Here is a 13,864-nt window from a genome sequence, read left to right as displayed (position 1 = left end):
CAGCGGCAATGTCGTTCCGCATCTGTAAGATACTGAGACTAAAGAGCTTGTAGATATTATGCGGCTGCGTGGTCGGCCAGCAGTGTCGGGTATTTGCCGCTCCAGCAAGCGGTGCACGCGGAAGCTTCGTCCAGGCCGATCGCCGACAGCATGCCTCCGAGCGAAAGGTATCCGAGCGAATCGGCGCCGATATAGCGGCAGGTCTCGTCCACTGTCATCCGAAAGGCGATCAGATCCTCGCGGTCCGGAGTATCCACGCCGTAATAGCAGGAATGTGCGGTCGGAGGACAAGAGATGCGAAGGTGGACCTCGGCCGCTCCGGCATCACGGACCATCTGAACTATTTTTTTCGATGTTGTGCCTCGGACGATCGAATCATCGACCAGCACGACCCTGCGGCCCTCGATCAGATCCTTTATGGGGTTGAGTTTAAGCCTTACTCCAAAAGAGCGGATCGACTGCGACGGCTCGATAAAGGTACGGCCGACATAATGATTGCGAATGATCGCCTGTCGGAAATTGATGCCTGACCTTGCAGAGAATCCTATCGCCGCTGCAACCCCTGAGTCCGGCACCGGGACGACAATATCCGCATCAACAGGCTGTTCGTCGGCAAGCTGCCTGCCCATCTTATGACGCGATTCATTGACCGACCGCCCAAAGACAACAGAATCCGGCCGCGAGAAATATACATGCTCAAATGTGCAGACCGCGTGCTTTTCCGTCTTTAACGGAAAGCCGGACTCGATCCCGCGATCGGTAATTATGACCATTTCGCCGGGTGCGATCTCGCGAATATATTCTGCGTCAATGAGGTCAAACGCGCACGTTTCAGACGCCACGCACCACGCATCACTGTACTTTCCAAGGACAAGCGGCCGAAAGCCTCGCGGGTCGCGAACGGCGATCAAGGCCTTCGGGGTCAGGAACAAAAGCGAAAATGCTCCTTCAGTATCAGCGAGGACCTGCCGTATCGCATGTAAAATATCGGGAGCCTTTGCTCGTGCAATGCCGTGCAGGATCGTTTCGGTGTCAGATGTGGATGAGAATATCGCCCCGTCGCGTTCCAGTTCTCGGCGTCGTGCATCCGCGAACGGTAAATTACCGTTATGACAAACAGCGACCTTACCGTGCTGACATGTGGCCGAGAATGGCTGCACTTCGCGGATCGTATTTCGCCCCGCCGTCGAGTACCGTGTGTGCCCGATCGCTGCGGAGCCGCGAAACTTTGTAAGTACATCAGGCCCAAGAACGTCGACAACGAGGCCGTTCCCGCGATGCTCAAAAAGATCGGTGCCGTCGGTCGACACTATGCCGCACGCCTCTTGGCCGCGATGCTGGAGGGCGAACAACCCGAGTTGCGTAAGGGTTGCGGCCTCTTTATGGCCGAAGATGCCGAAGATGCCGCATTCTTCGTGAAGTTTATCGAGAAACTCTTCCATCCGTGTGATGCAAGTATTATTGTAAACCTTTATGCGGCGTTCGTGCTCGTTCGGATGCGGCTTTTTTTAGATCGTCCGGCGTATTCACATTTAGGAAGGTATCCAAGCCGCGATCATCGGCCTCGACGACCTCGGCTCCGATGCCTTGCACGAACGATATGAGCGACTGCGGGCGATCGGCCGCCGCCAGCAATGCCTCGACAGACTCAAGTACCGGCCGCGTCCGATAGACGGCACACAGCGGCTGGAGTCTTCCGTCAGGCTGAAGCGGCACTGCTGCACGTTTACCGCTTGTTTCAACCGCATGTGCAAGTTTGCAAAGCAGTTCTGCATTAATGAGAGGCAGATCGCACGCGAGTATCAAGCAGAATTCGCATTTCGATGCTGTCAGGGCAGCGTGAACTCCGCTCCAAGAGCCTATGCCCGGACGCCGGTCAAAGATAAGATCCTGCGTGAACTGCGCTGCCGCGAACTGCATTTCATTGGCCGCAACAAAGCTGATCTCGGCCGCCGGAAATGCGGTTCGGACGATCCTCGCCGCATTTTCGGCAAGCGGCACCGAATCAAGATCGGCGAGGGCCTTGTCCGAACCGAATCGGGAAGACCGCCCGCCGATTAATATGAATGCGTCGAGATCCACTGTATGCGATCCGCCCGCTATTGCTTCGCAGGTGCAGGCTTCTGCGTGAGGATGCTCAGATCGACGTTGACGACACTTCCCATGAAGTCGGGGTTGTCCTTTCGGCCGTATGAGATGCCGTAGTCGTTCCGGTTGAGCTGAAGCGTCGCATTGAAACCGCACGGGCCGTCGACGGCCGAGGCCTTCTTATCCGCACAGCTTCCGCTGATCGTGAACGGGAACGAGATCTCTTTCGTCACGCCGTGCATCGAAAAGTCTCCGGTCAGAATGTACTTGCCGCCCTTCTTCTCGACCTTCTTGCTCTTGAAGGTGATCTCGGGATATTTCTCGACGTCGAAGAAATCCGCGGTCTTCAAATGATTGTCCCGAGCACCGATGCCGGTGCTGATACTATCGGCCTTGATCGTCGCAACGACCGACGACTTGGTGATATCAGACTTATCGAAATTGAGATCGGCCTTGAACGAGCCGAATTTCCCCGTAACTTTCGACAAACCGCCCAAAATAGGCAGGCTGAAGCTTACACTCGAGTGATTGGGATCCACGGCGAGCGGTGCCGAGGCCGCATACGCCGCGACCCAAAGCGTTGCGACCAATGTTGCCGCGAAGATCTTCTTGAACATAATTTTCTCTACCTCTTGTTCTAATTTCTTTGCCAATTCTATTCCGCGGGAACGATGCGGCCGCGGCATTCGCCAAGGCCGATGCGTCGGAATCCTTCCCGTTCGCAGTAGCCCTTCATAATGATCTCATCGCCGTCCTCGAGGAAACGCCTTTGTTCGCCCGACGGCAGGTCGATCGGCTCTTTGCCACGCCACGTGAGTTCCAGCAGGCAGCCGCGTTGATCCTTGTCCTTTCCGCTGACGGTTCCCGTCGCCATCAGATCGCCCGTCTGCAGGTTGCAGCCGTTCGAGGCATGATGAGTGAGCATCTGGCCGATCGTCCAATAGAGGTCTTTCGTATTCGAACGGCTCAGACGAAAAGGCTCGATATTCTCGTTCCGCATCTTTTCGGTTTGGATATAGACCTCAAGGTTGATATCCAGGCCGCCGAATTTACGATCATGCTCGCTGCTCAGATATTCGAGCGGCTGCGGATCGTCCGAGGCACGTTCAAATGCCCCAGTTCGGAAAGGTGCAAGTGCCTCCATTGTAACAACATACGGCGAAATGGCGGTGGTGAAACTCTTGGCGAGGAAAGGGCCGAGCGGCTGATATTCCCATGCCTGAATGTCGCGTGCCGACCAGTCGTTCACCAAGCAAACGCCGAAAATATGATCCTCCGCATCCTTGATGTCTATCGGTGTCCCCAGCTCGTTCCCGCGCCCGACAAAAAAGCCAAGCTCCGTCTCGTAATCCAAGCTTCGAGAGGGCACATAGACCGGCGGGTTATCCGCATCGCTGCGATTTTGGCCGTGCGGGCGTTTAACGTCCGTCCCTGACATCACAATGCTCGATACACGGCCGTGATAACCGATCGGCACGTACTTATAGTTCGGCATCAAAGGGTTGTCAGGCCGGAACATCGACCCGACATTCGTCGCATGATAGATCGAGCAGTAAAAATCGGTGTAATCGCCGATGACGGCCGGAACGTCCTCGAGGGCGCATTCGTCGGCGGGCACGAGATGCGGCTCGACACGCTGCCGGTAGGCCGAACCTTCACGAAGGAATTTGGAGAGCCGCTGCCTCAATGCCCCGCGTTCCGCCGCAGGAAATTCCATAATGCCGTCCAAAAGGCTCCAGAACCGGCCGCTGCCGAGCGACTCCGAGTCGAATTCATCGAGCAGGCCGGCGTCGGCACACGCATCCACATTGAGGATCGAATTGCCGATCCGTACGCCGATGTGTATCTGGTCATCCACACGATCCGACCAAAACACACAGAACGGCAGGTTCTGAATAGGAAAATCCGTCAGTGGCTCATTTGCCGAACCCACCCAACTCCTCAGCGTCGGGTCATGTGTTTCATTGATCTCGTATGTCATTATTCTTTAACTGCAAAAAGATCGGCGACGGCAGAATCGATCCGTACGAAGCCGCATCAGAGGACGCCAAGCATCCGCAGGTCCGCAACCGGCTCTTCGAATGAACACGAACCGAATGCATGAATACCGCGTGTCCGTAAATTGTTGATCTTAGCAAGGTTAAGTGCGTAGTCCTTGCGCCATGCGATCTCCGATCCGGTAAATTCGAATGCTTCCGCTGCCTCCTCGTGCATCACATCTTCAAGCAGGCTGCTGCGATATGCGTCCAAAGCAAAGCCGGTCATTACGAAAAGATTAAGAAATCCGTTCATTGTTCCCTTAGGGCCGTCAGACTCGTAGGTCAGCGGACGGAAACAGCGTATCGGATGGTGCAGCCCGGCAGTCGCCTTGAACGGCACATCGGCAGCAATACACGCTTCAACGAACCGCACTATATCAGCGGTCTGCGGAAACGCTTCCGGCACTATGCCGCCCGTCCTAATCTTTGCTCGGTGGCCGAATGACGCAACCGCGGACAGCATACCTGCAAGGTCGCCCTTCGGATCCAACTCGAAATAGACCGTAAGGTTTTGAGGCAGTCGTCTCGAAAGCACTTCGATCTCGAACGGAGCACTGACCTTGACCTCAACAGTGTCACAAACGATATCGGGGCCGAATTCCCTGTTGAATAGATGTATCGTCTTTACCGAAGCTTCGTGATCCTCAGTGGCGACACCCGCGAGATGCCAGCCTGCCCCTTCATCCAACTCGAGATCGACAAGCGTTTCGCGGAATTCTGAAAGGCGAGCAGCACTTACGACGAACCGGCCAAGCATCCACGCATTGCCGCTGGTGCGGTATGCCGCATAATTTCCGATAGCCTCGGCCATCGAAACTGCCGACGGCGGAAACAAGCCCGCATAATCGACCGCACCCGCCAATAAATGGCGTACAGACTCGGGAACATTCGATGCGGGCCTGTCGGTCATGATCGCGAACAAAGGTCGAACCTTAATAATATGCAGAGTTCGCCGATTATTCAACCGTATCCGATCTGCTTGATTTTCGAAGGAATATTGATGTAGTCTTGCTTGAAATCGGGACATTTTCGATCGACTAATGCGTGTTTTGGGTATCGATCCCGGCAGTGAAACGCTCGGGTGGGGAGTTGTTGACGGCAAAGGGTCTAAGTACGCCCTTGTCGCCTACGGCACCGTCAGATCGGACCGCAGGGATGATTTCTCAAAGCGTTTGCTCCATATCTATAACAACGTTGCAGAGATCATGGCCGAACATTCACCCGATGTACTTTCGGTCGAGGACACGTTCTACGCAGCGAACGCACAGGTCGCACTCAAACTTGGGCAGGTTCGCGGCATTATGCTTTTGCTGGCCGAACAACGCGGAATTCCCATAGCACAATATGCACCGCGATTGATAAAGCAAACCGTGGTCGGGAACGGAAATGCGGAGAAGCATCAGGTAGGCCAAATGGTCAAGATACTCCTCGGCCTTGCCGCGGTGCCCACGCCGCATGATGCGGCCGACGCGCTTGCCATCGCGATATGCCACTTTCACCACGCCGGCACTCAACAACGGATCCAAGCCGCTGCCATTCGAAGGAGGTGATATGAGGCTCCTGAAATATGCTCTTCTCGTAAGTATCGTTGCCATCGTGGGCGGACAAGCGAATGCTCAAACCAAGCCGCGCCCGGCCAAACGGGCGCCGCAGGCAAAGGCCAACTCGATCCCGAGATCGGGAGTTGTTATCGACGAAACGCTATCCGTGCTTCGAAAAGAGCCAAGTCTTTACGCCGAGCAGGTTCATCGGATGCAGCGCGGACGCAAGGTGCAGATTTTAGGACGCGCCGAAGCGGACGGCGTTACCTTTTACAAAGTGGTGGTTCCGCCGAAGAATTACGGCTGGGTGCAATCCGATGCCGTATTTACGGCATCACGGCAAGGTGATGAAGATAGATTCAAGCAGCTGCTTGGCCAGATGAGCGGATTTGATCAGATCGAAATGATCGCGGAGTTCTTCTCGTTATATCCAGATTCAAAATACCGGCCCGAGCTGCTCCTGCTTTTCGGCAACAGTATCGAGGCGATGGCTCCTTCACTTTCCAAGACCGCAGCCGGCCGTTTGAAAAAGGGTGAGATGGAGGCTTCCGGTGCTCCGATCCACAGCTATTACCTGAACTTCAACTATCTTGACCGGTATCGGAAGCTGGGGATCATCTTCTTGTTCGACCCAAAGGCGAAACAATATCACTACGACGGAGCGAGCTGGCTGGAGATACTAAAGCGTTTCCCTGACTCAGCTCAAGCCGCCGATGCGCAAAAACGCGTTAACGACCTCAAAGCCATCATGGGTGTCCGTTAGCTTTTCATCGCGCAGGCGATCTCGGCGGCAACGCCGGCGTTATTCTTCAAGAGTTCGATGTTTGCCGTGAGTGTTCGGCCGCCGCTTCTCGACGACATCTCGCTCAAAAGGAACGGCGTGATATCCTTCCCGCGAATACCGCGCTCATCCGCAAGTGCCATCGCATCCGCAAGAATACCCTCAACCTCGGCCCTTTCAAGCTCCGATGCCTTCGGCACCGGTACCGTAACAAGTATCGCGTTCCTGAGGCCCGCCGCATCACGAGCCTCAGCAATACGGGCAACGTCATCAGCGCTCTCTACGCGTTCGTCGATACTAAGCCCGCTCGTTCGTGAGTAAAAAGCAGGCAGTTCGTCGCATTGCCAGCCAAGCACGGTAACGCCGTTGGTCTCAAGCCATTCGCGGGTCGCCGGCAGATCGAGCACGATCTTGGCTCCGGAGCAGACGACAACGATCGGTGTTTGGGCGAGCTCAGGCAGGTCCGCAGAAATATCTTTGTCGTAGCCGCGATGAACGCCGCCGATACCGCCCGTCGCAAAGACCTTGATACCGGCAGCATTTGCGAAGAACGATGTTGTTGCGACCGTTGTGGCGCAATTCAATTTACGTGCGATCGCCACGGGAATGTCGCGGCGCGATATCTTGCGAATATCCTTTTCGGCAGCAAGAAATTCCAACTCTTTATCGCTGATACCGACCCGAATCTGACCGTTCAGCACAGCAATCGTCGCAGGAACAGCACCGCCGCTGCGAACAGCTTCTTCAAGAGCACGAGCGGTCTCGAGATTTCGCGGATATGGCAGGCCGTGCGAGATAACGGTCGATTCCAATGCTACTAGCGGCCGGCCGTTTTCTTTCGCATCGGCTGCCTCATTTCCAAATTCCGGATCCATATACAATTACCTTACCAGCGTGCCGATACGGCCCAGGCGCGGATGGGTGATGCAGCCGAAAAGATCGCCGTTCGAAGCTCCGCGGTCACATGACCAATAAACGAACATCGCCCTGCCGATGATCAGCCCACGCGGCACAAATCCCCAATACCGGCTGTCCTCGCTGTTGTCGCGGCTGTCGCCCATTACAAAAAAGCTGTTCTCCGGCACGACCATTTTCTTTCCGGCGATACCGAATTCCATGCCTTCGCGCGAGACATGCTGACCGGCCCTTATCGGCTCCATCGTCCTTCGCGAATAATAGACGGTCCACTTATCATCGGGTTTCCTTCCCTCGAATTCGTGCACATCAAGCGCCGACAGGTTGTCGGGAGCGTCACCGATCATGCGGTGTTCCGGCAGCAGTTCGCCATTAATATAAACGCTGTTATCCTTGAACTCCACCGTTTCGCCCGGAAGGCCGATGACACGTTTTACATAGTTGATCTGATAAGGGACGATCGGCGGCCGCCTCGACGCGTCTAGATCAGGATGCAGCTTGTTGCCGGGATATTTGAAAACGATGATGTCGCCGCGCTCGATCTCACGCTGCGGCAGGAACGGCAAACTGCCGCCGCCGGGCGTGAATATGAACTTATTTACAAGCAGGTAATCACCAACGAGGATGGTATTCTGCATCGAGCCGGTCGGAACCGTAACGGCCTGCAGAATGAACGTCATACCGAAGATCGCCATGATCAAAGTTACGACGAACGACTCGAAATATTCGCGGATCTGCGACTTAGGCGGCCCGAGAGATCTCGGTGTCTCGGTCTTTTCTATTTCCTCTTTATCAGTACTCATAGATACGCGTCAGCGACGCGGTGCTGCATCCTTTGTTGCTGCCGCAGCTTGCTTTCGGATGATCTCTAATGCCGCGGCAGCCGCCTGCATTTCGGCTGCCTTTCGCGAGCTGCCGCTGCCGCCCGAACTGCCGCCCGCCCACACTGCCTCAACAAAAAAGACACGCTGATGCGGCGGCCCCTCCGTTCGGATTACATTGTATCGCGGCGTTTCGAGTTTTTCAGCCTGCAGCGTCTCTTGCAGCATGCTCTTGAAGTCAACGGCCGCATCCGGAGTGGAATTCTTCAGGTCTTCGGCGAAAATACCGCTTACAAAAACCCTTGCTGCCGTATAGCCGCCGTCCAAAAATACCGCTCCTATCACAGCTTCGAGCGTATTTGCGAGCAGAGTGCTCTTTTTCCGCCCGCCCGTACGTTCTTCGCCTTTGCCCATACGCACGAACCGCCCGAGTTCGATCTCGCCGGCAAGGCGCGCAAGAGTGGCCGTACTTACGAGATGATGCTTCATCAAGGTCAGCGCTCCTTCACTCTTTCCCGGATGCGAACGATACAATTGCTCAGCTATTACAAGCCCAAGTACCGAATCGCCGATGAACTCCAGCGACTCGTTCTCGGCTTCGTGCTTTTCAGAATCGGTCGCATCCGGCATCACCTCAAAGATCCATGATCGGTGCGAAACAGCACGTTCAAGCCACGCAATATCCTTGAATCGGTGACCGGTAAGAGCCTCGAGTTGTGCGATCTTTGCGTCCACTGAAATCAAAAACCGGACGCCTCACAGAGGCGCCCGGCCAATTATACTAGAAACTGCACCGCCTTACCGCGCGGCCTTACGCACTTTTGCGACCGAAGGCTTCGCCGGAACTGTCTTCGCGGCCGGTTTTGTTGCCGGAACAGCGGACGGCTTTGGCGCAGCAGGCGTCGGAGTCGTCGGTGGCGTGACCGTCTCAGAGGCTGTTGTCGGTTCGTCCACAACAGGCGCGATCGGCGTCGAAGGTGCAACCATCGGCTTTGCTGCGATCGTCTTGATCAGAGCGTCTGCACCGTCGGGCTTCTCATAGCGGATCTCATAGATATCCTTGAAGGATTTCAAGACGCCGTCCTTGTAAGCCTTCTGCTTAGGATCGTCTCCTGCCTTTTCGTATGCACGGGCATAGGCATCGAGTGCACGGTCTGCAACTCCACGCAAAATGCCGACCTGTGCCTTAAGAGCATCCGTCTTTTGCTGTTTCACTTCTGTAGAATCAGCCTTATCGTCAACCGCCGGCAATGCCTTCAGTTTGGTGATCTCAGCATTGAGTTGGTCAACGTAGTAAGACGCAATACCGCTATAGATATTAGCCGCAGTATTCGCCTTGCTGTCGATCTTGGTTACCTTGTAAAGATAGTCAGCCCCCTCCTTCTTTTGCTTCTTATCAAAGGTCAGGAGATAACCGACAGTGTAGTTCAGCCAGCCGAGAGCGTTATTCTTGCTGCCGTAGTTGAACTCGCCGTAGCCGTACATTTCAACCTTCTTCCACGATTTTGTCGGAGCATCATAAATGGTGAGCTGGAAAGGCTTGTTCGCTTCAAGGTCGGCAATGCCCTGCTTCGCGAACTTGATGGTGTCGTCATTGAATTTCGGATTCCCCTTCTGACTCTCGTCAAGGCCGATCGAGCCGAGAACGAGTTCGAACGGGCGGTAATCCTCAGGCCATTTGGCAAGAGCTTCCTTTGCCGCCGCATAGACCTGATCCCAATTCTTCGCCTTCATTCCCTGATCGAAACGAACTTCAACGTCCGTTCGCTGCTGATTGTCGATGGCTGACGCAAGGTTCTTCTCCCATTTCGGAACATTTGCCTTGACCCAGTCGGCCTGATCTTTCTGGCCATCGCAATTCGAGTATTTCTCGATCCATGACTTAGCGGTCTCAATGACCTTTTTGCGTGTGGGAATATCTTTTTTCTGATAGTCGTCGAGAATCGTCTGATAAACAGTAGAAGCGTCAGTACACGGGTCGGGCGTAGAGCCTTGAGCGTAAACAAGCGTTGTGCCGGCAACTAAAAGTGTCATCAGTGATGCACCGAAAAACATCTGTCTAAAGGTTGTTTTCATTTATCTTAATTCCTCCGCCAAACCATGTCGGCAATCTATCTGTTCTCCGCGCACCCGAGATACTCGGTTTCGCGTGAACTCAGATGAATCGCAAAAAAGATTAGTTGCTAATTGTTCGCAACGAAAAATTTCGCGAATGAACGGAATTCACGCGGGAATGCGAGAAAACTAAATAATCCTGTAATTTGCCCGACCGTGTCAAGCGTGAGAGATGCAGAATGTGTCCGCCGCAACCAGGCAACAACGGTCAAAACCGCTGTTACTGTTTCACGACGCGTTCGCGCTTTTTCTTTCCGGCATCGTTGGTTATCGTGGTTGTCGTGCCGTCCTTGGAATAGGTGATAACAACGGGCGGGAACAGCGGTTGAGCATCGCCCGTCCGCTGAACAAGCTTCTTATCGTCGGACCTTGGAGCACTCGGGACGATTATCACGCTCCGGCCATCCTGATCCGCGGGCTGTGCCGCTTGACCGGCAACCATTGAACTCGCATCGGCGGCATCGTCCTCGCCCTCTTCGTCAGCCGCCTTTGCCGCTGTCGCATTCATCACATTCTGCTTAGGCTGCAGGTGGAATTCGGTCTGTGCCAAATTGCGATCCGTCCGAACGATCTGTGAACCCAGCGCCCTATAGATCTGTCCGGCGACTGCCGCCGCATATCGTCCGCGTTCCTTTTGGCCTCTGAGGATGACAGCAACGGCATATTTTGGCTGCTCGATCGGAGCAACTGATGTAAAGAGGCCTACCCACGAACCTTTATCGATACACGAGCCGGTTTTGCCCGCAATGCCCTGCGAGGCATCAACTCCGCGATGTGCGGTGCCGTATTCGGCAGCTCCCATCATTCCCGGAATCATGCGGCGGACATTTTGCTGCGGCAGGTTGACCTCAGCTTTGACGACAGGCTGAAAGCGTGTTTGTTCGGTCGTATTTCGCGGAATACGCGGAAGCACTCGATGCCCGCCGTTCGTGATCGCAGCCGCCATCACCGCAAGCTGAATGGTCGACACCTCGGTATCATCACCATGGGAATAAATGCGTGCGCTATCATTCAGGATCGGAAGCCTTCCGGGAGTTTCTCCATCCAGATTGATGCCTGTCGGCTCGCCGAGGCCGTATTTATGGCCATATTCGACCAACTTAGCGTTGCCGAGCTGTGCTCCTACACGCTGGAAATATGTATTGTCAGAGAATGCAATGGCCTCATCAAGGTCTCGCCGCGTAACTGTATTGCGAACTGAGCCGTCATCCTTGCTGATAACGCCCTCGTTCAGGCCCGCAGCGGCAGTTACGAGCTTGATTGTCGAACAAGGCCGGATTGCCGAACGAACCGCCCAATTCTGATTGACTATGGTCAGTACCTTACCGGTCTGGGCTTCCATAACGACCACCGAACCCGCGTGGTCGCCAAGAGCATTGATCGCAACTCGGCGAATAGCCGGATCCTCGCCCTCAGTGTTGTCCCGGGCGATGTTCTCGACCGTCTCTGTTCGAAGCCCGCGCTCAAAAGCGAGCTTTCGTGCTATCGCCTCACGCCTTGCAGCTTCGCGGCGGCGCTGCTCCTCTATGATCGCTGCGCGACGTTCGGCTTCTTTACGGCGGCGTTCTGCCGCATCCTTCTTTGATTCCGCGCGTTTTGCTTTCGGGTTGTCCTTTTTCGCTTTTGCATTGGCCAAGTGTTTGTCATCGTTCTTTGAACGTTTGTCGGCCGAGCGGTTCTTGGCGGCATCTTTTTTGGTATTCTTCGAGGTGGCGTTTTTATGCTTAGCATCCGCCTTGTTGCTTGTTTTGGTCGGTGTTGCCTTTTTTCCGGCAGTTTTTGACTGTGCGTTGATATCCGAAGACGCAGCAAAAAGCACCGTGAACATTGCTAATATCGCAACGGCACGGAATTTCTCGAAAAACATAAATTTCATGCTTTACCTCTGTCTGATGTTTGAACGGAATGCAAAAGAAACCATTGAAAAACGCGGAAGGGAAACTTCGTCGCACGCAAAGCCCGCGAATTTGCTTTCAAGCTGAAAGAAACTATAACATTCAAGCGATATCATGGCAAGTAGTAATTATCAGAGATCCTTTTCGGGTTTATGAATTTTCTTTATACATTCAGAGGAAGGCTTCTGCTTATCTTGGCTTTGCTTCTGATCGCAACACTGGGCATCCAATATTATCTGAATCTTGTTGCGCAGCGTGAGAACATCGACCTGCGTGAAGCCCAAACACGAGCCCTGGTTGCAGGTGTGGCACTCGGCTCTAACGGCATCACATCAAGCGACTATATGTCCGACATCGTCGATCGTGACGGCCAGACCTTCTTCGATCGTGATGCCCGCAAGCGTATCAAGGATGTAATAATAATTGATAACAAGTGGCAGATACGCGACAGCCTCGACCCGCAACTTGCACCGCGAATGGAGAACGGCACGGCCGTTTACAGAAAACTCTCAGAGCTGACTGACCTGCCGCGTTTGATCGAAGCCGACCGGCTCGGCCCTGATATTGCATCCTTTCCCAATCACGGTGTCGGAAGCGATATCAGCGATGATGAGGCTCATGCGATCCCGGTAAACACAACGACCGACGGACGCTGGTACATCATCGTTCTGCTAAAGAATGACCGAAGCCAAGCTGCATGGCAGGCAGCGCGTCCGCTTGTTTATACGCTGGGGATCCTCCTCGTCTCATCGCTGATCACTTTCCTGCTCGTGTGGAGATTTACTGCACCGATCACGGATCTGTCCGATGCCGCAAGACGCGTAGCAAATGGTGACCTCTCAGTAAGGGTGAGGACGGGCCGCCGCAACGAGCTTGGCATCCTAGCAGGCAATTTCAATGAAATGACGGCCGAACTTGAGCGAAAGCGCAATATCGAGACACAGCTTCAGCAAGCCGAGAAATCCGCCGTTGTCGGACGGCTGGGGTCTGCGATCGCTCACGAGATACGCAACCCGCTAAACTACATTAACCTGACCCTCGATCACCTTCGGAACAAATACAGCCCCGCCGATCCGGACAAGAATGCCGAATTCCAGAAACTCACGTCGCAGCTAAAGGGCGAGGTTGCAAGGATTAATCGGCAGATATCTGATTTCTTGGCATATTCGCGTCCGGTCAACGCCGATCTGAAACCCATTAAGGCGCGTGACGCGATAGCCGAATCGCTGCGGCTCATCGGCCCTCAAGCAGATGAGAACAATGTAACGGTTGGCGTCATCGAACACGAGGGTGTGCCTAACATTTTGGGCGATGTAGAGTTCCTACGCTCTGTTTTCAACAATCTTCTTGTGAATGCAGTGCAGGCAATTGGCAACAACGGCGGATACATTTCGATCAAAATAAGTGCAGAGGACCAGAGCCGGTTTGTCGATTTCGAGGTTGCCGACAACGGACCGGGCATCGCAAAAGAAGATATAGCCAAGATCTTTGAGCCGTATTTTTCAACAAAAGAGACCGGCACGGGCCTTGGGCTGGCGATCGCGCAAAAGGTCGTTGAGATGCACGGCGGCACGATCGAGGTCGAGCAGGCTGAGAGCGGCGGCACCAAGTTCATCGTCCGGCTGCTGAAAGAAAATCAAAGCAAAAATTGATGAAATCGTGATATATT

The 13,864-nt window shown here is 54.3% G+C and carries 13 protein-coding genes; 3 read left to right on the top strand and 10 right to left on the bottom strand.

Features of this window, described 5'->3' with window-relative positions; translation table 11 throughout:
• Nucleotides 1–56: 56 nt before the first annotated feature.
• The 5 genes from HS105_03550 to HS105_03530 are packed head-to-tail and all read right to left on the bottom strand — an operon-like array spanning nucleotide 57 to nucleotide 5,049.
• Nucleotides 57–1,442: an amidophosphoribosyltransferase gene (locus tag HS105_03550; protein ID MBE7515674.1), complete on the bottom strand. Its 1,386-nt coding sequence runs from the start codon at nucleotides 1,440–1,442 to the stop codon at nucleotides 57–59.
• Nucleotides 1,443–1,458: 16 nt separating this feature from the next.
• Nucleotides 1,459–2,082 carry a molybdenum cofactor guanylyltransferase gene (locus HS105_03545; protein MBE7515673.1) on the bottom strand — a complete coding sequence of 208 codons (624 nt, stop codon included), beginning with the start codon at nucleotides 2,080–2,082 and terminating at the stop codon, nucleotides 1,459–1,461.
• Between the two features lie 17 nt (nucleotides 2,083–2,099).
• The gene (locus tag HS105_03540) at nucleotides 2,100–2,705 is read right to left on the bottom strand and encodes a YceI family protein (protein ID MBE7515672.1); all 606 of its coding nucleotides are present in this window, start codon (nucleotides 2,703–2,705) and stop codon (nucleotides 2,100–2,102) included.
• Nucleotides 2,706–2,743: 38 nt separating this feature from the next.
• Nucleotides 2,744–4,069: a fumarylacetoacetase gene (gene fahA / locus HS105_03535; GenBank protein MBE7515671.1), complete on the bottom strand. Its 1,326-nt coding sequence runs from the start codon at nucleotides 4,067–4,069 to the stop codon at nucleotides 2,744–2,746.
• 56 nt (nucleotides 4,070–4,125) lie between these two features.
• Complete coding sequence (locus HS105_03530; GenBank protein MBE7515670.1) at nucleotides 4,126–5,049, bottom strand: hypothetical protein; 924 nt, start codon at nucleotides 5,047–5,049, stop codon at nucleotides 4,126–4,128.
• Nucleotides 5,050–5,167: 118 nt separating this feature from the next.
• Between HS105_03530 and ruvC the strand changes: the two genes are divergently transcribed.
• Together ruvC and HS105_03520 are read left to right on the top strand one after the other, a co-directional pair.
• Nucleotides 5,168–5,677: a crossover junction endodeoxyribonuclease RuvC gene (gene ruvC / locus HS105_03525; protein MBE7515669.1), complete on the top strand. Its 510-nt coding sequence runs from the start codon at nucleotides 5,168–5,170 to the stop codon at nucleotides 5,675–5,677.
• A 1-nt stretch (nucleotide 5,678) separates the two neighbouring features.
• The gene (locus HS105_03520) at nucleotides 5,679–6,431 is read left to right on the top strand and encodes an SH3 domain-containing protein (GenBank protein ID MBE7515668.1); all 753 of its coding nucleotides are present in this window, start codon (nucleotides 5,679–5,681) and stop codon (nucleotides 6,429–6,431) included.
• On the opposite strand, the gene HS105_03515 is transcribed toward HS105_03520, so the two are convergent.
• From HS105_03515 to HS105_03495, 5 genes are all read right to left on the bottom strand, one after another.
• Complete coding sequence (locus HS105_03515) at nucleotides 6,428–7,324, bottom strand: pseudouridine-5'-phosphate glycosidase (GenBank protein ID MBE7515667.1); 897 nt, start codon at nucleotides 7,322–7,324, stop codon at nucleotides 6,428–6,430. The genes HS105_03520 and HS105_03515 overlap by 4 nt on opposite strands.
• Nucleotides 7,325–7,330: 6 nt before the next feature.
• The gene (lepB, locus tag HS105_03510; GenBank protein MBE7515666.1) at nucleotides 7,331–8,167 is read right to left on the bottom strand and encodes a signal peptidase I; all 837 of its coding nucleotides are present in this window, start codon (nucleotides 8,165–8,167) and stop codon (nucleotides 7,331–7,333) included.
• Between the two features lie 9 nt (nucleotides 8,168–8,176).
• A complete protein-coding gene (gene rnc / locus HS105_03505) occupies nucleotides 8,177–8,920 on the bottom strand; it encodes a ribonuclease III (protein MBE7515665.1) in 744 nt (247 codons plus the stop codon).
• Between the two features lie 63 nt (nucleotides 8,921–8,983).
• Nucleotides 8,984–10,261 carry a hypothetical protein gene (locus tag HS105_03500; protein ID MBE7515664.1) on the bottom strand — a complete coding sequence of 426 codons (1,278 nt, stop codon included), beginning with the start codon at nucleotides 10,259–10,261 and terminating at the stop codon, nucleotides 8,984–8,986.
• Between the two features lie 259 nt (nucleotides 10,262–10,520).
• Entirely contained in the window at nucleotides 10,521–12,176 is a 1,656-nt protein-coding gene (locus HS105_03495; GenBank protein ID MBE7515663.1) for a hypothetical protein, read from the bottom strand.
• Between the two features lie 171 nt (nucleotides 12,177–12,347).
• Between HS105_03495 and HS105_03490 the strand changes: the two genes are divergently transcribed.
• Nucleotides 12,348–13,847 (top strand): HAMP domain-containing protein, encoded by a 1,500-nt coding sequence (locus tag HS105_03490; protein MBE7515662.1) that lies wholly within the window; start codon nucleotides 12,348–12,350, stop codon nucleotides 13,845–13,847.
• Nucleotides 13,848–13,864 lie beyond the last annotated feature (17 nt).

The sequence above is a fragment of the Chloracidobacterium sp. genome, assembly GCA_015075585.1.
Classification (GTDB): Bacteria; Acidobacteriota; Blastocatellia; order Pyrinomonadales; family Pyrinomonadaceae; genus OLB17.
This window is presented reverse-complemented; position numbering and strand designations above follow the sequence as displayed.

What these genes read in the sequence shown, in the direction of transcription:
- lepB (MBE7515666.1), bottom strand. Translation starts at nt 8,167, where the DNA reads ATGAGTACTGATAAAGAGGAAATAGAAAAGACCGAGACACCGAGATCT.
- HS105_03500 (MBE7515664.1), bottom strand. Translation starts at nt 10,261, where the DNA reads ATGAAAACAACCTTTAGACAGATGTTTTTCGGTGCATCACTGATGACA.
- fahA (MBE7515671.1), bottom strand. Translation starts at nt 4,069, where the DNA reads ATGACATACGAGATCAATGAAACACATGACCCGACGCTGAGGAGTTGG.
- HS105_03495 (MBE7515663.1), bottom strand. Translation starts at nt 12,176, where the DNA reads ATGAAATTTATGTTTTTCGAGAAATTCCGTGCCGTTGCGATATTAGCA.
- HS105_03540 (MBE7515672.1), bottom strand. Translation starts at nt 2,705, where the DNA reads ATGTTCAAGAAGATCTTCGCGGCAACATTGGTCGCAACGCTTTGGGTC.
- ruvC (MBE7515669.1), top strand. Translation starts at nt 5,168, where the DNA reads ATGCGTGTTTTGGGTATCGATCCCGGCAGTGAAACGCTCGGGTGGGGA.
- HS105_03550 (MBE7515674.1), bottom strand. Translation starts at nt 1,442, where the DNA reads ATGGAAGAGTTTCTCGATAAACTTCACGAAGAATGCGGCATCTTCGGC.
- HS105_03515 (MBE7515667.1), bottom strand. Translation starts at nt 7,324, where the DNA reads ATGGATCCGGAATTTGGAAATGAGGCAGCCGATGCGAAAGAAAACGGC.
- HS105_03490 (MBE7515662.1), top strand. Translation starts at nt 12,348, where the DNA reads ATGAATTTTCTTTATACATTCAGAGGAAGGCTTCTGCTTATCTTGGCT.
- HS105_03520 (MBE7515668.1), top strand. Translation starts at nt 5,679, where the DNA reads ATGAGGCTCCTGAAATATGCTCTTCTCGTAAGTATCGTTGCCATCGTG.